This is a genomic window from Cognatundibacterium aquatile (assembly GCF_014699135.1).
Classification (GTDB): Bacteria; Pseudomonadota; Gammaproteobacteria; order Burkholderiales; family Burkholderiaceae_D; genus Undibacterium; species Undibacterium aquatile.
In genome coordinates this window covers 726,614-746,515 of sequence record NZ_JACOFT010000001.1, presented here as the reverse complement: position 1 = coordinate 746,515, position 19,902 = coordinate 726,614, and the positions used below count along the sequence as shown (strand labels likewise).

The 19,902-nt window shown below is 52.6% G+C and carries 17 protein-coding genes; 5 read left to right on the top strand and 12 right to left on the bottom strand.

Going from position 1 to position 19,902, the window contains the following annotated elements:
- Positions 1-152 precede the first annotated feature (152 nt).
- Positions 153-557: an RNA-binding S4 domain-containing protein gene (locus H8K26_RS03390; RefSeq protein WP_190477299.1), complete on the bottom strand. Its 405-nt coding sequence runs from the start codon at positions 555-557 to the stop codon at positions 153-155.
- Between the two features lie 267 nt (positions 558-824).
- Here H8K26_RS03390 and H8K26_RS03385 point away from each other — a divergent pair, with 267 nt between their 5' ends.
- A complete protein-coding gene (locus H8K26_RS03385; protein ID WP_190477297.1) occupies positions 825-1,478 on the top strand; it encodes a TetR/AcrR family transcriptional regulator in 654 nt (217 codons plus the stop codon).
- 199 nt (positions 1,479-1,677) lie between these two features.
- Here H8K26_RS03385 and H8K26_RS03380 read toward each other — a convergent pair whose 3' ends face one another.
- The 11 genes from H8K26_RS03380 to H8K26_RS03330 all read right to left on the bottom strand — a co-directional run bounded on the left by H8K26_RS03380 (position 1,678) and on the right by H8K26_RS03330 (position 11,975).
- Positions 1,678-2,478 carry a DUF429 domain-containing protein gene (locus tag H8K26_RS03380; protein WP_190477295.1) on the bottom strand — a complete coding sequence of 267 codons (801 nt, stop codon included), beginning with the start codon at positions 2,476-2,478 and terminating at the stop codon, positions 1,678-1,680.
- Positions 2,475-3,647, bottom strand: a complete 1,173-nt coding sequence (gene clsB / locus H8K26_RS03375; RefSeq protein WP_190477293.1) for a cardiolipin synthase ClsB — start codon at positions 3,645-3,647, stop codon at positions 2,475-2,477. The genes H8K26_RS03380 and clsB overlap by 4 nt, the downstream gene beginning before the upstream one ends.
- Positions 3,648-3,657: 10 nt before the next feature.
- A complete protein-coding gene (locus H8K26_RS03370) occupies positions 3,658-4,464 on the bottom strand; it encodes an endonuclease/exonuclease/phosphatase family protein (RefSeq protein WP_186896369.1) in 807 nt (268 codons plus the stop codon).
- 4 nt (positions 4,465-4,468) lie between these two features.
- Positions 4,469-4,918: a dihydroneopterin triphosphate diphosphatase gene (gene nudB / locus H8K26_RS03365; protein WP_186896368.1), complete on the bottom strand. Its 450-nt coding sequence runs from the start codon at positions 4,916-4,918 to the stop codon at positions 4,469-4,471.
- 186 nt (positions 4,919-5,104) lie between these two features.
- Positions 5,105-5,584, bottom strand: coding sequence for a cache domain-containing protein (locus H8K26_RS03360; RefSeq protein ID WP_223826804.1), 480 nt, complete (start codon positions 5,582-5,584; stop codon positions 5,105-5,107).
- A 385-nt stretch (positions 5,585-5,969) separates the two neighbouring features.
- Positions 5,970-6,776: a CsgG/HfaB family protein gene (locus H8K26_RS03355; RefSeq protein WP_190477291.1), complete on the bottom strand. Its 807-nt coding sequence runs from the start codon at positions 6,774-6,776 to the stop codon at positions 5,970-5,972.
- Positions 6,777-6,920: 144 nt separating this feature from the next.
- On the bottom strand, positions 6,921-7,448 hold the full coding sequence (locus tag H8K26_RS03350) for a GNAT family N-acetyltransferase (RefSeq protein WP_190477289.1): 528 nt from the start codon (positions 7,446-7,448) through the stop codon (positions 6,921-6,923).
- 69 nt (positions 7,449-7,517) lie between these two features.
- Positions 7,518-9,323: an aspartate--tRNA ligase gene (aspS, locus tag H8K26_RS03345; protein WP_190477287.1), complete on the bottom strand. Its 1,806-nt coding sequence runs from the start codon at positions 9,321-9,323 to the stop codon at positions 7,518-7,520.
- A 70-nt stretch (positions 9,324-9,393) separates the two neighbouring features.
- Positions 9,394-10,002 carry a DUF502 domain-containing protein gene (locus tag H8K26_RS03340; protein WP_186896366.1) on the bottom strand — a complete coding sequence of 203 codons (609 nt, stop codon included), beginning with the start codon at positions 10,000-10,002 and terminating at the stop codon, positions 9,394-9,396.
- Between the two features lie 55 nt (positions 10,003-10,057).
- Positions 10,058-10,378, bottom strand: coding sequence for an FmdB family zinc ribbon protein (locus H8K26_RS03335; protein WP_190477285.1), 321 nt, complete (start codon positions 10,376-10,378; stop codon positions 10,058-10,060).
- 166 nt (positions 10,379-10,544) lie between these two features.
- A complete protein-coding gene (locus tag H8K26_RS03330; RefSeq protein WP_190477283.1) occupies positions 10,545-11,975 on the bottom strand; it encodes a high affinity choline transporter 1 in 1,431 nt (476 codons plus the stop codon).
- Positions 11,976-12,609: 634 nt separating this feature from the next.
- Between H8K26_RS03330 and H8K26_RS03325 the strand changes: the two genes are divergently transcribed.
- The 4 genes from H8K26_RS03325 to H8K26_RS03310 all read left to right on the top strand — a co-directional run bounded on the left by H8K26_RS03325 (position 12,610) and on the right by H8K26_RS03310 (position 19,872).
- On the top strand, positions 12,610-13,344 hold the full coding sequence (locus H8K26_RS03325) for a ribonuclease T2 family protein (RefSeq protein ID WP_190477280.1): 735 nt from the start codon (positions 12,610-12,612) through the stop codon (positions 13,342-13,344).
- Positions 13,345-13,485: 141 nt separating this feature from the next.
- Entirely contained in the window at positions 13,486-14,451 is a 966-nt protein-coding gene (locus H8K26_RS03320; RefSeq protein ID WP_190477278.1) for a hypothetical protein, read from the top strand.
- A 226-nt stretch (positions 14,452-14,677) separates the two neighbouring features.
- Complete coding sequence (locus tag H8K26_RS03315) at positions 14,678-15,928, top strand: exonuclease SbcCD subunit D C-terminal domain-containing protein (protein ID WP_190477651.1); 1,251 nt, start codon at positions 14,678-14,680, stop codon at positions 15,926-15,928.
- Positions 15,925-19,872 (top strand): AAA family ATPase, encoded by a 3,948-nt coding sequence (locus H8K26_RS03310; RefSeq protein WP_190477276.1) that lies wholly within the window; start codon positions 15,925-15,927, stop codon positions 19,870-19,872. Before H8K26_RS03315 ends, H8K26_RS03310 begins: the two co-directional genes overlap by 4 nt.
- The last annotated feature ends 30 nt before the right edge of the window (positions 19,873-19,902 follow it).

Here is a 19,902-nt window from a genome sequence, read left to right as displayed (position 1 = left end):
TCCGTCTTTAGAGGAGAGTATCTACTTGTTTTGCTGGCCTGACGGCTGCCGTTTTTTTACTCCTTTTTTGCCATATTTCCCTCTGAAATTCCAACCTCCACAAGATTGCTGTCAAGTTGCCCCGTCGCGCTGCAATAGAGCTTTTCTTCAAATTAACCGCGGGTAAAATCGATTTGCCGCCGGTCACGCTTGGTCGGCCGCCCCTGCAGTTGAGCGGCAGGTTCGCGGAAGTATTTTCTGTCTTCCGCTGCCTTACTGCGTTTTGCCAGACTCTCTGCCGTTTCTTCATACATCGTTTGCGCGACCGCTGCCGGTCCGCGCACATCAGAGACGCGCAGCACTTTGATCTGCCAGATTTGTTCGCCGTGCTGGACTTCGATCAGATCACCGGCTTTCACACTATGCGCTGGCTTGATACGCTGTTCGTTCTGCAAAACCCGACCCAGCTCGACGGCATGCGTGGCGAGGCTGCGGGTTTTAAAAAACCGCGCGGCCCATAGCCATTTATCGATGCGGATAGTGCCGTTCTTGTCGTTCTTCTCGTTCTTGTCGCTCATGTCTATCATTTTGTTCTGACGGCCGGCAGACCTGTGCCAGGTGTGACTGGCGACTGAAAAGGCGCCGCTGCCAAATCCGTACGTTCATTCTATTTTGAAGCAATGTATTGCAGCCCGACGGCAAATACAAGGCATTTATATTGCCAGCGCAGGAACAGCGGCGGATTCCGTTGCTTATGTTGCGGCGCGCATAGACAAGAATTCGCACGACCGTACAATTCACGACACCTTACTGTTGGCATAGACGTTTGCACCTTGGGATCTGTGATGAGCTCAGTTGATGATTTGAACGGAAAAAAGCGTGCCATTCTGATCGCTGCCGAAAAATGCTTTGCAGCGCAAAGCTACGAGGGCGTATCGATTCGCGACATTGCGCATGAAGCCGCAGTTCCCGTCGCGCTGGTCGGATATTACTTCGGTGCCAAAAATGAGTTGTACCACGCGATCTTTGAATATCACAGCAGTTATCTGGCCGAGCGCCTCGACAAATTACGTCATGCGCGCCAGCAGGCAAGGAACGACAGCATGCTCGATGCCGTCATTGCCGCCTTCATTTTGCCTACCCTGCAACTGAATCAACACCCGGAAGGCAAGTATTTCTGCCGCATGGTCATGCGCGGCGCCATCGACCAACACGAAGCCAGCGAACGGATTTATCAGGATTTTTACGAACCGATGGCAAAAGAATTCATCGCCGCCCTGCGAGACGCGCTGCCCGATGCCAGCGCCGACAGCATTTGCTGGAGCTATCAATTTACGCTGGGGGCGCTGCTACACCATGTCGTCGATACCAGTCTGCCGCGTCTGGCTGGTACGCCCTACGCTGACAAGCTGAATCTGAACGCCGCGCCCTATTTGCTGAAATTCATCAGCAGCGGCATACGCGCCACCACCGACACGGGTGTCGCAGAGGAAAATTAAGGATACTCCCCCCTGTTTTTATTAAAAACGCCTTCATCTCCTTGAGAATAAAGGGCTTTAAAACATACTGGGGGGGAGTATATTTAGCATCAAAAACCGCTGAATTACCAACTTTGCGATGCTGACGCCGGATAGTCATACAAGGTCGGCAGACGTTGCGCTCAAATCAGCCGCAAATCAGACCTCAGCCAGACCAGATTCAGGCACCGACGATCCAGCCTTCGAGTGCATCAAACTCCGGCAAACCATAATTCTGCTCCCGCCGTTGCCACGCCCATGCGGCGAGCATCAGACATAACACGGCATCGAGCAAATCGGCGCTGCCATCGTCGATCAGCGCATCGCGGAATTGTCCGGCGTCGAGTCGAATCTGCCACGGGGTCGCGCCCTGCTCCAGCGCAGAAACGATGCGCTCGCGCGCAAGGCGGCGTTCCGGTGTCTGCTTGGTTTTATCATCGCTCTTGTACGAAGCGCTGGTAATACTGCGCGCCACCATGCCAGGATAAGCTTCCAGCGCAATGCGTTGCGGATCACCGGCAATCATGCCGGGAATGCTGACCTCGGCAGCCAGCAAGCGCGGCGCACCCGCATGCAACATATACGCGACCGGCGGATTGACCCATTTCATTGATGGGGAAGAGCCTGCCGGAATATCCGTCGCCCGGTGCGCGAACTTGCCTCCCACGGGGCGGGCATCGCAAAAAGCCTTAAATTGCAATCGCATCTCTGCGCGCGTGACAGTAGTCAAATGACGCATCAGGGCTTGCCACTCCTGCGGCCAGTGCAGATGCGCCAGCAATTCCCGTGGTAAAGAAAATGGCAGATCAAACCCAGCCAGCCACGGCCCATCATGTTTTAACCATGTATCGAACGCCGCAAAACTCGTCAGCGATTGCAAACTGTCGAGACATAAAACGCCGGATCGCAGCACGCCGCTGGCGACGGTGATCGCCTTGCGTTTCGACGGTGCAGAAGTGAAATCAACGCCGTGCAGCCTCATCCGTAGCCACCCAGCGTGACAATGCGCATCAGACCGCGATACAGCAGATACACGGTGCCATACCAGGCACGCCGGTACCATGCGCGGCTGACATAGTCTTCCAGTAATACCTCAACGCCATCGTCAATACCTTGTTGCAACTCGGTCGTCAGACGCTGGTTAAAATGTTTGTCACGAATCACGATATTGGCCTCATGATTAACAAACAAGCTCAGCCCATCAAAGTTACTGGAACCAACTGTCGCCCAATCATTGTCGATCACAGCCACTTTCGCATGCAATTGTGTTTTCCTGTATTCAACGATGCGCACGCCTTTGCTGAGTAACTTTGGATAGTAAGAATGCGCGACGGCGTCTTGCAAAACAAATTGATTCACGCCGATCAGCAGCGTTACATTCACGCCACGTGACGCCGCAGAAATCAGAGCACTCCGGAATTTTCTGCCGGGCGCAAAATAAGGTGTCACCAGCACCGCGCTCTGGCGTGCGTTGCCCAGCGCATGTAAATAAGCTTTTTGTATGGTGGCGCGGTTACGCAAATTATCCCGGACAATCAGCGCCGCCCGGCTGAGGTGCCGAAGCTGGCTGCGCGAGACTTTTGCGTCGGTGCGCAAATCACGCATCAGACCTATCCGGGACAACAAATCGAGCCGGCCTGTGCGCCGCCATTGGGCATCAGCTTCCAGATGAATATGCGTGACCAGCGGGCCGCTGATCGCGACCGCAAAATCCCAGCGTGGAAACGCTAAGGTATCCGCCCAACCGTCATCGGAAATGTCGTCGCTGATAATATTAAAGCCGCCCAGAAACGCGCGTTGCCGGTCGATCACGCAAATCTTTCTGTGGGTGCGCGCCCATCCGCGCCGGAACCACGGATTAAAGCAGCGACACTCAACACCGGCAGCCACCAGCAAAGCAGTTAATTGCAAAGCCTGATCGCGCCCGCTGCCCAGCCAGTCGATCACCACCCGCACCACGACGCCGCGTTGCGCGGCCGCGATCAGCGCATCACGCACCTGAGTTGCCGTTACGTCGCTCGCAAAAATATAGGTTTCCAGACAGATTTCTTGTTGCGCCTGCGCTATCGCCGCCAGCAAGACAGAAAAATATTCGCCGCCAGAATGCAATAGCCGGACATCATTACCGTCGATGTAATGAAGCTTTTTCATGCCTCAAACATCAGCGAAGCTGGCGCAATTCAAGATGCGCCATGATGGGAACATGATCTGACAATTTGCGCCACGGGTCGCCGGTCATCACATTCGCTGCGGCAATGTGAAAGCCACGCAGATAGACGCGATCCAGACAAAGCCACGGAAAGCCCGCCGGAAATGTGCGTGCATGAGCAGAAGCGGACTGTGAAAATAAATGCGCCAGACCTTTGCGCTGGAATTTATCAGTACCATGCTGACCATCCACATCAAAGGCTTCCACTACGCCTAGCTGTTCATATAAAGCAGAACTGAGGCGTTGATTCCAGTCATTAAAATCCCCCGCGATGATCAGTGGCGCATCGGCTGGCGTATCTCTTTGGATGGTATCAATCAGCGCTTGAATCTGGCGCCGGCGACTGGCGGCAAATAAGCCCAGATGAATCACAAAACAATGAATATCAACCTGATTTGCGCGGACCACGGCATGCAAAATACCGCGTTGTTCATACGCGTGATCCGAGACATCATGATTCACCTGAGTGGTAATCGGAAAGCGGCTGAGCAAGGCATTGCCGTGATGCCCGTGGTCGTACACCGCATTCATTCCGTACGCGACATGATGCGATGCCCCCGCCAGAAATTCATGCTGCCCTTCTTGCGGCCAACTGAGATGTTTTCTGGCGTGCATATCATGCTGTCCCTGCACTTCCTGCAAAAACACCATATCGGCATCCAGCGCCGCAATCGCGTCTTTAATGCTGTGTATGCGCTCATGCCGGCCAAAAGCACTGACGCCTTTGTGGATGTTGTAGGTCGCAATGCGTAGCTTCATGATTTCAGTTCTGATTAAATTCTGGCAGCAGCAATATCGCTTCTGCATTCGATGCTGAAAAACAGCGGTCTGCAGCGGCTTGCCAGGGCAACCATTGATATTGCACGTGTTCACGCGGGGCAAGGCGCACCGTCACATCCGGGCTGACACATAAGCCAAATACGTGTTCCGTATTGTGTGTCACACCCGGCGCATAGCGATGACGCCAGACCGGATAAATTTCATACACATTCGATAATTGCCAGTCGCGCAGCGCAAATTGCGTGGCGTCGATGCCAGTTTCTTCTGCCACTTCACGTATGGCGGTGGTAAGCAACGCTTCGTCCGGCGTATCTTTAGAGCCAGTGACCGATTGCCAGAAACCGGGTTTATCAGCGCGTTCAATTAAGAGTACATCGAGTGCAGGGGTGTAAATCACAACCAACACAGATTCAGGAATTTTATACGGGGACATTATGCTCGTGGGTGCTTATGCTTATACATACATGTGTCGTCAACCACTCCATTCTAGCGCCTTTAGCTACCGTTTTTTTCTTTCGCTGAAAGTAAAACGCTGCTCCGGAACAAACTTTCACGGAACAGCGTTTTACTTTTGTCAGATCAGTGCCCGCGTTTTGCAGCAGGCATTTTCCGAAGCAGATTATTTGGCAACGTAAGTGCCGACACACACGATGGTATCACCCGCACCACGTTCGCAATACGAACGTTTCAGATCATACGATTTGGTCGCCGGATTATTGAATTTATACGGACCGTACCAACCTTTTGACGATGCTTTGACGGTATCGATCATACCTTTGATAAATGCATTGCCATCGACGTCTTTCATCGACAACAGGTTTTTACCAACCATCTTGGCATTCGCACCCTGTGCCAGACAGTTGCCTTCAAAGTCGTACACGAAGACATACAGATCTTTATGGTTAAACGTTGCGTCTGGATGCTCGGTGAATGCTTTATAGGCTTTTTCCGGGCCGGCTGATTTCACCAGCGCTACCGCTTTTTTTACCATCTCTTGTGCTTCCGCTTCAGTCCCATGATCCGTCGCATACGCAACCGACGACAACGCAACACTTGCCAACATGGCGACTGGCATGATTTTCTTTACAAAACTGCTCATTTTCCACTCCCTGAAATTAATTATTGTTCTGACCAGATACCAATATTTCTTGTAACTACAGGATAGTTATAGCAGTTTTTTATTGCTTAATTGCATCTGGAAACAAGAATTCACATTGTCGTATCGATGTCGTTGTGACGGTATGTAGCACCAACGCTAAGCGTGACAAAATGCGTTCCCGGCTTCGTGCAGCAACATTTTTCAGTTTGCTCAATGGGTATCGAGGCTGTGCCTGTAAGGCTGAATCCGGCGGATCAATTCAGCAGCAAACGAGGTCCGCGGATATGTTCAATTCAGGAAAATCAACATGCAACAGCGCCCACAACGTAAAAGGGTTCGCCATGCGAACCCTGAACAAACTTTTATCACCCGCAAAAAATAAATGCTATTTCTTCAGCGGCACAGCAGGTGGTAATTCTTTACTCTGCAACTGCCTGATCTGCGACACCAGTTTATTGTGTGCATCAAGAAAGGCGGCAACAATCACTTTGGCTTCGTTGGTATTGCTCCATCCAGCCCCTAAGCCGCCTATGCCACCACCAAAACTGAGTCCGCCGATACCAAGATCAGTCGTCTTCGCAGCGCCCGTTGACGCCGCGATTTGTTCGGTTGTCTCATTATCAGTTAACAATAGTGCGACCTGCGCTTCTTTAAAACTGACCTTTTCTGCATATCCGGTATAGTTTTTCAGGAAAGGAACCATGCCCATAATGACACCGAGCACGCCGCCAGCTTTGCTTTCGGAAAATGTCAGGCTCGGCGTCATGGTGTATTGCGCTTCATAGCCTTTGCCTTTTTGCACGGTCGTATTCTTGCGAATGATGCCCTGTGCCTGTAAATCCTGCTCTTGTATCACGGCCTTCAAACCTGACGCCCGGTCAACGACGCGGAAACATCCGCTTTGCTGCGCCAGCAAACGAATCAGCGGTACAGGCGAAGTCGGCAAATTGTAGGAACTTTGGAGCGTATAGCCATTCGGATTTTCCACCAGCGCCAGCGTGGCGACAGGTGCATCACACTTCACCAGCGATTTGTTTGCTCCCATTGCACCGACTGGACCCGCAGCACCGGTGATTTCCGACGAACCTTGTCCCAGCTCGGTCTTTTTTTCACCACAGGCACTCAGTACGAATGCAGTAAGCCCGAGCACAACACAGACACCGCAACGAGATGCAGACAGACGATATTTCATCACTACGAACCCAATCTTCCAAAAAATGAACCCGCCGAATTTACACGAAATTGCACTCCGCAACGCCAAACCTGATATGTAAAATTCGTAACAATTTATGTTTCAGGCCGATGACGATAGCGCTCCGCGTCTCTGCACTGGTTCTTATGCTGTGTCTGGTGTTTGTAACATGATCCAGTTTTTATGCCGGGTCTCTCCTAAGTCAAAAAAGATCTCGCCACATTGCTGGTATTGATGTTTCTGATAAAACTGCATCGCTTTGCTATTTTCCGCATTGACACTCAACCACAAGCGGCTGCCTTGTGCTGCAGCCAGTTGTCCGGCACGTTGCAACAATGCTGTACCAAGACCATTGCCAGCAAAATGTGCCTGCACATATAAAGTCTTCAATTCGACATGGCTATCGTCACACGTCGGACATGCACTATCGGTATCCACCAATGCCAGTGCGAGCAAATGTTGCTGATGTTCAACCACCAGCAGTTGCTGCGATGCCTGTTGCATACATTGCAGAAAATAAGCAGGCGTCAGATTCTTCAGGACATAGCTGGCAATCTCGTCGTTAATTCCCTGCTTCGCATAGGTATGCGTCCAGACCTGCACTGCCAGCACGGCCAGACGCGGTGCATCTGCCGGAGTGGCAAGGCGAATCTGCGTGGTCAAATTCAGCATAGTTCAATTTTTCAAAAAAGATGGCGAAAAAAAAGCGCGGAATCCGCGCTTTTTTTAATCTGAAATAATTCAGGCTTTGATTGCTGGCTCTGTCGCACGCAGACGGATGTGCAATTCGCGCAATTGCTTTTCGTCGACTTCCGATGGTGCCTGTGTCAACAGACATTGTGCACGCTGAGTTTTCGGGAAAGCGATCACGTCGCGAATCGATTCTGCACCAGTCATCATCGTGACGATACGATCCAGACCAAACGCCAGACCACCATGCGGAGGCGCGCCGTATTGCAATGCATCCAGCAGGAAGCCGAATTTCAATTGCGCTTCGGCATCGTCGATCTTCAATGCACGGAACACTTTGCTTTGTACATCAGCACGGTGAATACGAACCGAGCCACCGCCGAGTTCCCAACCATTCAGCACCATGTCGTAAGCCTTGGCGATACACTTGCCCGGATCACTTTCCATCAAGTCTTCATGACCATCTTTCGGAGCAGTGAACGGATGATGCGTTGCTGTCCAGCGATCATTTTCTTCGTCATGTTCAAACATCGGGAAATCAATCACCCACAATGGTTTCCAGACATCTTCAAACAAGCCGTTGGCTTTACCGAATTCACTATGGCCGATCTTAACGCGCAAAGCACCGATCGCATCGTTAACAACTTTGGCTTTGTCCGCACCAAAGAAAATCAGATCGCCGTCTTTAGCGCCAGTGCGAGTCAGGATTTCTGTCAGTGCAGCGTCATGAATATTTTTGACGATAGGCGACTGCAGACCGTCACGGCCTTTTGCCAGTTCGTTGACCTTGATGTAAGCCAGACCTTTAGCGCCATAAATCGCAACGAATTGCGTGTACGCATCGATCTCGGAACGCGGCATGTTCGCGCCACCCGGCACCAGCAAACCAACCACGCGGCCATTGTTCATGTTGGCGGCGCCAGAGAACACTTTGAAATCCACGTCCTTCATCACGTCGGTCAATTCAGTGAATTGCAGCTTGACGCGCATATCCGGTTTGTCGGAACCATACAGACCCATCGCTTCGGCAAAGTCCATCACTGGGAATGGATTCGGCAGGTCGATATCCAGCGTGTTTTTGAAGACCAGACGGATCATGCCTTCAAACATGTCGCGGATTTCCTGCTCATTCATGAACGATGTTTCGCAATCGATCTGAGTAAATTCTGGCTGACGGTCAGCGCGCAGATCTTCATCACGGAAGCATTTGGTGATCTGGTAGTAACGGTCAAAGTTAGCCACCATCAACAATTGTTTGAACAACTGCGGCGACTGTGGCAACGCAAAGAAATTACCCGCATTCACACGAGACGGCACCAGATAGTCGCGTGCGCCTTCCGGTGTGGATTTGGTCAGCATCGGTGTTTCGATATCGATGAAGCCGTTTGCATCCAGGAACTTACGCACTTCCATCGCGACTTTGTAACGCAGACGCAGATTGTTTTGCATTTGCGGACGACGCAGATCGAGTACGCGGTGGGTCAGGCGTGTAGTTTCAGACAGATTGTCGTCATCCAGCTGGAACGGTGGCGTGACGGAAGGATTCAGCACTTCAACGTTGTGTGCCAGCACTTCGATCTTGCCGGATTTCAGATTCGCGTTACCGGTTCCCTCAGGGCGGCTGCGTACAACACCGGTGATACGCAGACAGAATTCATTACGCACAGATTCTGCGGCGGCAAAAACATCTGCACGATCAGGATCGCAGACCACCTGCACCAGACCTTCGCGGTCGCGCAGATCAATAAAAATCACACCGCCGTGATCACGACGACGATGAACCCAGCCGCACAGGCTGACGGTTTGGCCGAGTAATTCCTCAGTAGTGAGGCCGCAGTAATGGGTACGCATGGACATAATTTCTTACCTGTCTGTATTCAAAATTTAAAATGAGTTGATCAAGCGGCAGCTTGTGGCTGCAAGATCTTTATTTCTTCTCGGTGGGGAGATGCTCGGGAGCCACCACGCCCATGGAAACAATATATTTGAGTGCCGCATCGACACTCATATCCAACTCTATCGCATCCGCCTTCGGCACCATCAGGAAAAAACCTGAGGTCGGGTTCGGCGTCGTCGGCACATACACGCTGACAAAATCACCTTGCAGATGATTAACCACATCGCCGCCCGGCACACCGGTCAGAAAACCGATGGTCCAGCAATCACGGCGCGGATATTCGATCAATACGGCTTTACGGAAAGCATTGCCGGATGACGAAAACAAGGTATCAGAAACCTGTTTAACGCTGGAATAAATCGAATTCACAATCGGAATCCGGTTTAGCAAGCCTTCCCAGATACGCACAACATAATTGCCGATGAAATTTCGTGTCAGCAAGCCTGTCACAAAAACAATCAACACTGTCAGTAAGGCACCGAGACCGGGCACCTTGGTACCGAACACCACTTCAGGCCGCCATTGCTCCGGCAGCAGCAGCAAAGACTGATCCATGGTCGTGATAATGGCGTGCAACACCCAGAAGGTGATACCCAGAGGAACCAGAATCAGCAAACCGGTAATAAAGTATTTACGCATAGTGTTCAGTCAAGCTCAGTCTAAGTAGTGTTTCATTGTGCATCGTTGACGACGCTCAGGTCGATGTCTTGTCGCTGGCCGCAGCCGGTGCTGCTGGTGTGGCCGGTGTTTCTCTCGCCGTTGGGGCGCTTCCTGCGGCACTACCGCCATCTGTCGGCACAGCCGGCGCGGATGTTCCAGCAGAACCACCGGAACCGCCACGGAAATCCGTGACATACCAGCCCGAACCTTTAAGCTGAAAGCCAGCGGCAGTGACTTGTTTCTTAAATGAGGCTTTGCCACAAGAAGGGCAATCTGTCAGCGGTGCATCGGAAATCTTTTGCAATACATCTTTGGCAAAACCACACTCTTCACAACGGTAAGCGTAAATCGGCATACTCTCGCCCTAAAAAAACTGATAAAACCCTGAATTATAAAGGTTTTCAACTGAAATTTGCGCATTGCATCAACAAGCGGTGTGCTCGGTAGCGCTAAACACCGACCCACGTCACTGGCTGGTGACATCGCTGAGGCGGACAAAAAGCGCTGCCACAAGCTGGAAATCAGCGTAACGACGTTTTCACCCCGCCCTTGTATTGCGGTAATAGCGAACCAACGATCATTCCCGCCATGCTCATCAAGACACCGACCAGTTGCGGCGGCCAGAAACCTTCCGGCGCGGTCAATTCCAGCGCAACCCAGCAAGTAATGCCGAAAATAATCGATACCAGCCCGCCCTGCGCCGTTGCCCGTTTCCAGTACAAACCGAACGCCAGCGGCACAAACGCAGCCACCAGCGTCACTTTGTAAGCATTTTCCACCATCTTGTAGATGCTCGATTCGGTATTCATGGCAAAGATGGTCACGATTGCGGTAAATACCAGTACCACGATCCGCATCATCAGCAGGAACTGCTTATCAGACTGTTTAGGGAAAAATGGCTTCAGGATATTTTCTGAAAAAGTAACCGATGGTGCCAGTAAGGTCGCACTGGCGCAGCTCTTGATCGCCGACAACAAAGCGCCGAAAAACATCACCTGCGCCAGCATCGGCACTTTATTCATGATCAGTGTCGGTAAGATCAACTGCGAATCTTTATCGATCAGACTATTCACCATGCCAGGGTCGATCAGCGTGGCGGAATACGCGAGAAACATAGGAATAAACGCAAAGCAAAAATACAAAACGCCGCCGAGTATCGACGCGTTCCCGGCAATTTTTTCGTTTTTCGATGAGGCTACGCGCTGGAAAACGTCCTGCTGCGGTATCGACCCCAGCATCATCGTGATCCACGCGGCAAAAAACCACAGCATTTCCCGCGCTGTCGGCGATGGCCAGAATTCAAATTTACCCGCAGCCGCCGCATGTTCGATCACGACGCCTGCACCGCCCACCATGCCGGAAACTTCCCAGCCTATGTAGACCATGCCGACCACGATAATGATCATTTGCAGAAAATCGGTAATCGCCACCGACCACATACCGCCCATCAGCGTATAGATCAGCACGCTGGCGGCACCAATGATCATGCCGGTTTCCATGGCTATGTAACCACCTGAGACCACGTTAAACACCAGCCCCAGCGCCTTGATCTGCGCCGCAACCCAGCCCAGATACGAAATTACGATACACAAGGTAACCAGAATTTCGACTGTGCGTCCAAATTTATTCCGGTAATAGTCGCCTATCGTCAGCAGATTCATGCGGTACAGCGGTTTGGCAAAAAACAACCCGACCAGCACCAGACACAAAGAGGAACCAAACGGATCTGCCACCACGCCTTTTAAGCCTTCTTTGACGAAAGTGGAAGAGATGCCCAGCACCGCCTCAGACCCGAACCAGGTCGCGAATACGGTGGCAGTCACCACGTACATCGGCAAAGAGCGTCCGGCAACAGCAAAGTCCTTAGAGTTATTCACATAGCGCGCCGCATACAGGCCTATGCCAACCGAGATAACCCAATACAGGATAACGAACCAGATAAGTGTATTCATGAAGTTGCGTGTGTCAGGAAACCAATAAAAAAACCCGCGAATTTTGAGCGGGCATTATAAAGACATAGGAGATGAGAATATACAGCGAATAATCACTATTTATATAGAGAAAATCATCAGTTTCCGGCATCACCGTAATGATCTGTGCGTATCTTCAAGCTTTGCAACAGCATGCGTGCATACAGTTCGAATCACAACTGTCATACCCACGTAACACTCAGCATATATAGTGCGCGTCAGACATGTGAACGTCTCCCCTCGGATTAACCATCCATTCGGCAGCCTGATAAGGCTGCTTTTTTTTGCTGTTTTCGACAGAAAACGCCACCCGTAGACAGACTATGACTGCGAACAGCGTCGCCATCACAACGGCAACAGTTCGACAATCTCGCAGAAATCGTTATAAAACAACATTTGCCACACCAAATAGTTTGATGGGGCCAATCGCTCATTGTTGTTATATTTAAATTACAAATTTGTCACATTGACGTCATATCCTGACGGTAACTTTCTGAAGTCGCCACACTGGCGATAAATCCGGCGCATTCATGTCTCAGCGATGCGTTTTCACTTCACTGGCATCTCAGTGTATTTCGCTTTAAAAACAAATAAACACTAACCTCAGGGAAAATCTATGTTGTCTAAACTTATCAAGGCGTCAGTCGCTATATGTGTTTCTATGCTGGTCAGCGTTGCGGCGCAAGCGCAATCGTATGACTTCGTTTTACTTGCTGCGTCCTGGCAGCCTGGCTTTTGCGTCACCCACAGCAGCAAACCAGAATGCCAGAATCTGAAAGGCACTTACGCTGCCACACATCTGTCTCTGCATGGCTTGTGGCCAAATGCCTACGATGGCAACCATCCACAATATTGCAATGTTCCGCAAAAGGATATCGATCTGGATGCGAGCAGCGCCTGGTGCAGCATGGATTCTTACGGCGCCAGCAGTTCCACCTTGTCGGTGCTGAGCACTTATATGCCAGGCGTGCAATCCTGCCTCGACAAACATGAATGGTTCAAACACGGCAGCTGCAGCACCAAAACAGCCGACAACTACTGGGGCGATGCCAGCAGCCTGAGCAATCGTCTGGGACAAACCGCGCTGAACACGCTGATCGCGAATAACATCGGCAAAACTTTGTCGCGCTCGCAATTGCTGGCAGCAGCGAATACATCGTTCGGCAGCAGCGGCTCATCCGCAGTGTCGCTGAAATGTACCAAAACCAACGGCGTCAGCTATCTGACTGAAGTCTGGGTCAATCTGAATAAAAATAATCTGAGCCAATTCCCGGCATCGACATCGCTGGTCACAAATGCGAATGTTGCTGGCACCTGCCCAAGCTCCAATATTTTTATCGCTAAACCATAATGACTATAGAGTTGCGTTGCTGACGACATTCGTCACGGTCGAATTGTCGTAGATCGAAAAATTTACGGTGACGGTGACGCAGTACGCAACGCAGGTCAAAAATAAAAACAGCTATCCGCTTGCATGACGGATAGCCGCTTCATGCAACATCAATCCGCCATCGACAGTCATTTCATGTCCCACAAACAATTGCTGGCATTCTCTTTATTTCTCAGCAGCGTCGTGCTGATGCTGGTATTCGCCACGCAAAATTCTGGCGACAGCGATCATGCGCCGATCAGATTAATCATGCACGGCAGTTCATCGGCACCAAGTGGCGACAGCAATCACCAGAACGATACGCACCTCACCGAAACGCTGACGACAAATACCGTCATTGCCGACCCGCTGGAACAAAGCAAAGATTTACACGCGATTTTTGAACAAAACAAAAATGCGCAGGATGCCGCACGCCAGCAACTGGCTTATCGCGCCTGGCGCACCTGTCTGCCAAATTTTGCAGGTACCGGTGGCGATACCCTGCGCCAACAGATGCAATTGCTAGCGGATAACACGCCACAAAAAATCGCGTACCGACAACTGACCGAACGCTGCAAAAATTTCGATCAACTCTCTGCGGATGAGATACGGCAACAGCAAGAGATACAGCAAACGCATTGGTCCGATGGCATGGTCAGAACAGCGGGTGAACGCGCAAGCCAATTGCTGCAGCAAGAGCAGTACGCTGCCGCGATGCAAGCGGCCAACGCTGCGTTAGCGACGCGTAACCCGCAGGCGCTGGAATCCTTGCGCGGCTTTGTCAACGCCTATCTGCGCAGCAATAGCCTCGATGAAGAACAACAAGCCGCGCTCAGCATACGCGCGCAGGCATTCACGCTGGCGGCATGCCAGCTCGGTTATCCATGTGCTGCTGACAGCCTGCAGGCGACTGAGCAATGCGCGTACAGCGGTGTCTGCGAAGGAAATATCCGTGAACGATTGCTGGCGGCATTTCCGCATGATGCTGGCGGCGACAGACAGCGCCAGCAATTATTAAGCGACAGCGCCCGCATCCTCAAAGAGTTGCAAGCACCGCACCCGGATCTGCAAACGCTGCTGAATCCCTGAATTAATATGCGCGTTTCCAGCCATTTTTGGTCTGTGAAGCGCATAAAATATAGGACATTCATCGTCAGGTTTTCTGCCATCTCATCCGCCATTTTGCAGACAGCTCTGGTAAAGTCATCGCTATACATTTAAACGCACAGCGATGTCCGCCGCACCTCGGAAAGCCACCCCAACATGGCATCCGGACAAACTGACATCGCGCCGCTACCGCATTCAAAGGCTCCCCTTGCGCATCATTCATACTTCCGACTGGCATCTCGGCCAGACTCTGCACCAGTTTGACCGCAGTGTTGAACATCAGGCTTTTCTCGACTGGCTGAGCGACACGCTGGTCAGCGAACAAGCCGATGCCTTGCTGATTTGCGGCGATATTTTCGATACTGCGAATCCGTCTGCCGCCGCCCAGAAACAGTTCTACCGTTTTCTGCAGCAAAGCAAAACCCGCCTGCCGCAATTACAGATAATCATCATTGCGGGCAACCATGATTCGCCGGGACGTCTTGAAGCACCTGCTCCTTTACTCGATAGTTTCGGTGTGACTGTGATCGGCTTCGTGCCGCGTCAGGCCGATGGCAGCATCGACATCGCATCGTTGCTGCTGCCGCTGAAAAATGCGCAGGGTGATATTGCCGCATGGTGTATGGCCATTCCGTTCCTGCGCCCGGGCGATGTGCCGCGCATAGAACAGGCCAATGATCCGTATATGGAAGGTATCGCGCTGCTGTATCGTCAGGTCTTGCAACATGCCATCGACATACGCGAGCCGCAGCAAGCCATCATCGCGCTTGGTCATTGCCATATGGTGGGCGGTGAAATTTCTGAAGAATCCGAACGCCGCATTGTCATCGGTGGCACCGAAGCTTTATCGGCGACTATTTTCGACAGCAATGTCGCTTACGCAGCGCTCGGGCATTTGCATCTGGCACAAAAAATCGGCAAGCAGGAACACTTGCGTTATTGCGGCAGCCCGCTGCCCTTGTCGTTCGCCGAAGTGGATTATCGCCATCAGGTATTACGCGTCGATCTGCAGGAAAATCAGGTCAGCGCGATCACGCCGCTGTATGTGCCGCGTGCAGTCGCCTTATTGCGCGTGCCGGAAAAACCGGCACCGCTGGCGCAAGTGCTGGTGGCATTGACCGCGCTGGATATCCCGCACGATACTCCCGCCGAACGTATGCCGTTTCTGGAAGTACGCGTGCGGCTGAACGCACCGGAACCCGGTTTGCGCGCAGCGATAGAACAGGCGATCGAAGGCAAACCTGTGCGTCTCGCTAAAATCGACACCAGTTTTGCGCAAAGAGAAGCCAGTGCAACATCCGATGTCGCACTTGCCGAGCTGGAACGCCTGCATCCGGATCAAATTTTTGATCGTCTGTATCAAAGCAAATTCGGTGATGACAACCAGAGCGGAACACCGCCGGAAATCAGCGCTGCCTTTGCTGAATTATTGCTGGCAACGCCGGAGGTACAGGCATGAAAATTCTGGCACTCCGCGGTAAAAATCTGGCCTCACTGGCGGGTGAGTTTGTCGTCGATTTTGAACAGGAACCCTTGCGTTCCGCTGGCTTATTCGCCATCAGCGGCGCCACTGGTGCAGGTAAGAGCACGCTGCTCGATGCGCTCTGCATGGCCTTGTATGAAAACACGCCGCGTCTGGTAAAAGCCGGTGGCAATAAAACCCTGCCGGATGGCAAAGAACTGATCTCGCAACAAGACACCGGCAACCTGCTGCGCCGAGGCACTGGCGAAGGCTATGCCGAAGTGGACTTCACCGGCAACGATGGCATCAATTACCGTGCGCGCTGGAGCGTGCGCCGCTCGCGTAACAAGGCGAATGGCAGCTTGCAACCAACGACGATGACGCTGCATCAATTGCCGGAAATGCTGGCGATCGGCGGCAAAAAAACTGAAGTCAAAGATGAAATCGTCAAACGTATAGGACTCAAATTTGAACAATTCACGCGCGCTGTTCTGCTCGCACAAAATGAATTTTCCAGCTTCCTGAAAGCCGACGATAACGAGCGCGGTGAATTACTCGAAACACTCACCGGCAGCGACATTTATTCTGTACTGTCGAAGCGCGCGTTTCAGCGCGCCAAAGACGAACGCGAAGCACTGGAACGTTTTCAAAGCCGCCTGGCCGACCATCAGCCATTGAGCGATGAAGCACGCGCGTCGCTGGAGCAGCAGATCACCGCCGCACAAACGACGCTGGAAAAACTGAATGCCCACAGCGCTGCGATTGAACTGCATCTGCGCTGGCATCAGGATGCTGAAAAATTCGCGCAAAGCGAGCAAGCCGCGCTATCGAATTTGCAGGAGCGCGAGCAGGAGTATGCCGCCAGCATCCCGCGTCAGCGCTTGCTGGAACAACTTGATGCGGTGCAAAGCGCCAGCCCTTTGTTCGCCGACATCACCCGCCTGCAACGCGAGATTGTGCAAGATCAGGCGACGATAGAAGCTGCGCAGCATCAGCTGCTGCAGACACAACAGGCGCAACAACAAGCACAGGCAGCGTTCCTTCTCGCGCAAAGCGAATTGCAAAACAGAGAGCAGGAACAAGCTGCCGCTGCTGTCTTGCTCGATCAGGCAAAAGCACTGGATGCCAGCATAGACATTATGCTGCCTGCGCATCAGGCTTTACAGCAAAGTAAGGAGCAAGCCGATCTCGCATGCAGTGACGCCAACACGGCATGTCTAAGCAAGCAAAATGAACTCGGCCAGTTGCAAAAGCGCCTGGCACACTCGGCGCAATGGTTGCAACAACACGCTGCGCTGCGTGTGCTCGCTGAACATTGGGATAAATGGGATGCCTTGTTATCGCAGGCCGCCGTTGCCCGCGCCGACCACGAACGCTATCAGGCCAATATCCTCGCACTGGATGCAAAACAATTGACGCAGCAAGCGCAAGTGGCACAGCACGCTACCAGCCTGCACACTGCAGAAGAAGCACTGGCTGCCGCCGATCAACAACGTCAGCAAACCGCGCAGGCATTCGCGGTGATCGATATCGACGCACTCCGTCGCAACAAACAAAACGCGGAAGAAAAACGCGAACAGCTCAGCAGCGGCATGCAATTATTGGGACAGTTGCAGGAACGCCATGCGCGTCTGCAAAACTTGCAGTCACAAGCAGATCAGGCGCGACTGGCGGTCACTGCCGCACAAGCTGCGAGCGTGCAAGCGAGCACGACCTTGCCGGCATTAAGCGCAGCGTTGCAGCAAGCGGAACGCGCACTCAGAAGCGCAGAAGCAGCCTGCGCCGACAACGTAGAAAATCTGCGTGCGCAATTACAGGATGAAGCGCCCTGCCCGGTGTGCGGCGCGACGGCCCATCCGTATGCGCAGGCCGACAGCAATCCGCAATTGCATGCGTTGCTCACGCAACTGCAAGCGCAGGTGCAGGATTGCCGTCTACAAGAACAGCTCGCCCGCGAACAAGCCAGCCACCACCACACGCTAGCCACACAACACGGCCAGCAGCTTGCACAACTTCAGCAGGAACTCAGTACCCTGCACGAACAGATCGCACACCAGCAGGCGCAGTGGCAACAACACGCCATGTTTGCGTTCGCCGCATCTGAGGAATTACCTTATCTGCAAACATGGCAATCGCTGGAACAACAGCAGCAAGCGCTTCACCTCCATACAGCAGAAATACAAAAAAGCGAGACCGTTTATTATCAAGCCCTGCAGGCCAAAGATGCCGCACAAGCCGCATGGGATAAGGGACATCAGTTATATCTCGGTTTAAAAGAAGCACACAGCATTGCGTTGAACGCGCTGGAAAATAACGCAACTGAACGTGCAAATAACGCGGAACAGGCGATACACAGTCGCACCCGGCTTGACGACATATTGAATGAACTCGATACCGCTTTCGCCGTCACGGATGTCGTCAGCGATGACAGCAACGATGCACAAGTATCCTGGCGCGACCACTGGCAAGCGTCTGCCATCGCCTTCCAACAACAATGCAAACAAAATGCCCTAGCCTGGCAACAGCAGCAGCAAACACATCAGCAAGCTGAACTCGGTATTGCAACGCTGAATATCAGTCTGGAAAGCAGCCGCATTCAGCAGCAAAAGGCGAACGACGATCAGCAAGGTATTGCGCTGGCACTCAGCAACAGCGAACGTGCGCTCAGCGAAAAACAACAGCAACGCCGCGCGCTGTTTCAGGGTGAAGCCGTGGCGGTGATCAGCGCGCGTTTTGCCAACGCTATACAAGTGGCGAAAGACCAGTTGGCGCAACATACGATCGCCACCAGCGCCAGCCAGCAACAGCTAAGCCGCAACACCGAAGCACTCGCCCAGGCACAAGCGCGGCTCAGCTTGCATCAGCAAGAAGCGATCAACGCACACACGCAACTGGCTGCATGGTTAGCGCACTACAATGCACAGACTACCGACGCCAGACAAGGCGACGCTGAGAATGATCACGGCGATGACGATGCCAATAGCGGCAGCATCCTCACCGAAGCGCAGTTGCGCACGCTGCTGGAGCACGACAATGCATGGATCAGCGCCGAACGCAGCGCACTGCAAGCGATTGCCAATGCGCGTCAGCAAGCGGCGACAGTGTTGCAGGAACGCCGCCAGCAAAGCAGCACCCATCAATTACAGCGACCACCAGCGTTGCCACAGCCAGATGTTGCTGACGCCGAAGATAGCGACAACACCACAGCGACCAGCAACAACGGTGACGACAGCGCACCGTTGGCAGAACAAGCCTCAAAAGAAGATAACAGCAATGCGGCACACATCGCCCATTTGCAACAATGCCTGCAGACCTCACATACCGAACGTCAGCAAGCGCAACAGCATCTGGGTCAACATCAGCTTGCCAAAGCACAGGACGATGCACGTCGCCAGCAGTCCGCCGATCTGCTGCAGGAAATGCAGCAGCAACAAAACCGCCAGCGCATCTGGGCGCAGCTCAACGACCTGATCGGTTCGCAGGACGGCAAGAAATTCCGCAATTATGCGCAGCAATACACTCTCGATGTGTTGCTCGCTTATGCCAATCAACATCTGCATCAGCTGGCGCGGCGTTACCGTCTGCAACGCATACGCGACAGCTTAGGCCTGATGGTAATTGATCAGGATATGGGTGACGAAAACCGCTCGGTACATTCGCTGTCCGGCGGCGAATCTTTCCTCGTTTCACTTGCCCTCGCGCTCGGTCTGGCTTCGCTTTCCAGCAACCGCGTGAAAGTCGAATCGCTGTTCATCGACGAAGGCTTCGGCAGCCTCGACGCCGACACCCTCAGAGTCGCCATGGATGCCTTAGACAGCCTGCAAGCCCAAGGCCGCAAAGTCGGCGTCATCTCACATGTACAGGAAATGACCGAACGCATCGCAACGAAAATCATGGTGCAAAGAACAGCGGGAGGACGGAGTTTGGTGGGGGTGGTGTAACATTTTTTTACGTATAGTCGTTTTTTCTGA

What these genes read in the sequence shown, in the direction of transcription:
- H8K26_RS03390 (WP_190477299.1), bottom strand. Translation starts at nt 557, where the DNA reads ATGAGCGACAAGAACGAGAAGAACGACAAGAACGGCACTATCCGCATC.
- H8K26_RS03385 (WP_190477297.1), top strand. Translation starts at nt 825, where the DNA reads ATGAGCTCAGTTGATGATTTGAACGGAAAAAAGCGTGCCATTCTGATC.
- H8K26_RS03380 (WP_190477295.1), bottom strand. Translation starts at nt 2,478, where the DNA reads ATGAGGCTGCACGGCGTTGATTTCACTTCTGCACCGTCGAAACGCAAG.
- clsB (WP_190477293.1), bottom strand. Translation starts at nt 3,647, where the DNA reads ATGAAAAAGCTTCATTACATCGACGGTAATGATGTCCGGCTATTGCAT.
- H8K26_RS03370 (WP_186896369.1), bottom strand. Translation starts at nt 4,464, where the DNA reads ATGAAGCTACGCATTGCGACCTACAACATCCACAAAGGCGTCAGTGCT.
- nudB (WP_186896368.1), bottom strand. Translation starts at nt 4,918, where the DNA reads ATGTCCCCGTATAAAATTCCTGAATCTGTGTTGGTTGTGATTTACACC.
- H8K26_RS03360 (WP_223826804.1), bottom strand. Translation starts at nt 5,584, where the DNA reads ATGAGCAGTTTTGTAAAGAAAATCATGCCAGTCGCCATGTTGGCAAGT.
- H8K26_RS03355 (WP_190477291.1), bottom strand. Translation starts at nt 6,776, where the DNA reads ATGAAATATCGTCTGTCTGCATCTCGTTGCGGTGTCTGTGTTGTGCTC.
- H8K26_RS03350 (WP_190477289.1), bottom strand. Translation starts at nt 7,448, where the DNA reads ATGCTGAATTTGACCACGCAGATTCGCCTTGCCACTCCGGCAGATGCA.
- aspS (WP_190477287.1), bottom strand. Translation starts at nt 9,323, where the DNA reads ATGTCCATGCGTACCCATTACTGCGGCCTCACTACTGAGGAATTACTC.
- H8K26_RS03340 (WP_186896366.1), bottom strand. Translation starts at nt 10,002, where the DNA reads ATGCGTAAATACTTTATTACCGGTTTGCTGATTCTGGTTCCTCTGGGT.
- H8K26_RS03335 (WP_190477285.1), bottom strand. Translation starts at nt 10,378, where the DNA reads ATGCCGATTTACGCTTACCGTTGTGAAGAGTGTGGTTTTGCCAAAGAT.
- H8K26_RS03330 (WP_190477283.1), bottom strand. Translation starts at nt 11,975, where the DNA reads ATGAATACACTTATCTGGTTCGTTATCCTGTATTGGGTTATCTCGGTT.
- H8K26_RS03325 (WP_190477280.1), top strand. Translation starts at nt 12,610, where the DNA reads ATGTTGTCTAAACTTATCAAGGCGTCAGTCGCTATATGTGTTTCTATG.
- H8K26_RS03320 (WP_190477278.1), top strand. Translation starts at nt 13,486, where the DNA reads ATGCAACATCAATCCGCCATCGACAGTCATTTCATGTCCCACAAACAA.
- H8K26_RS03310 (WP_190477276.1), top strand. Translation starts at nt 15,925, where the DNA reads ATGAAAATTCTGGCACTCCGCGGTAAAAATCTGGCCTCACTGGCGGGT.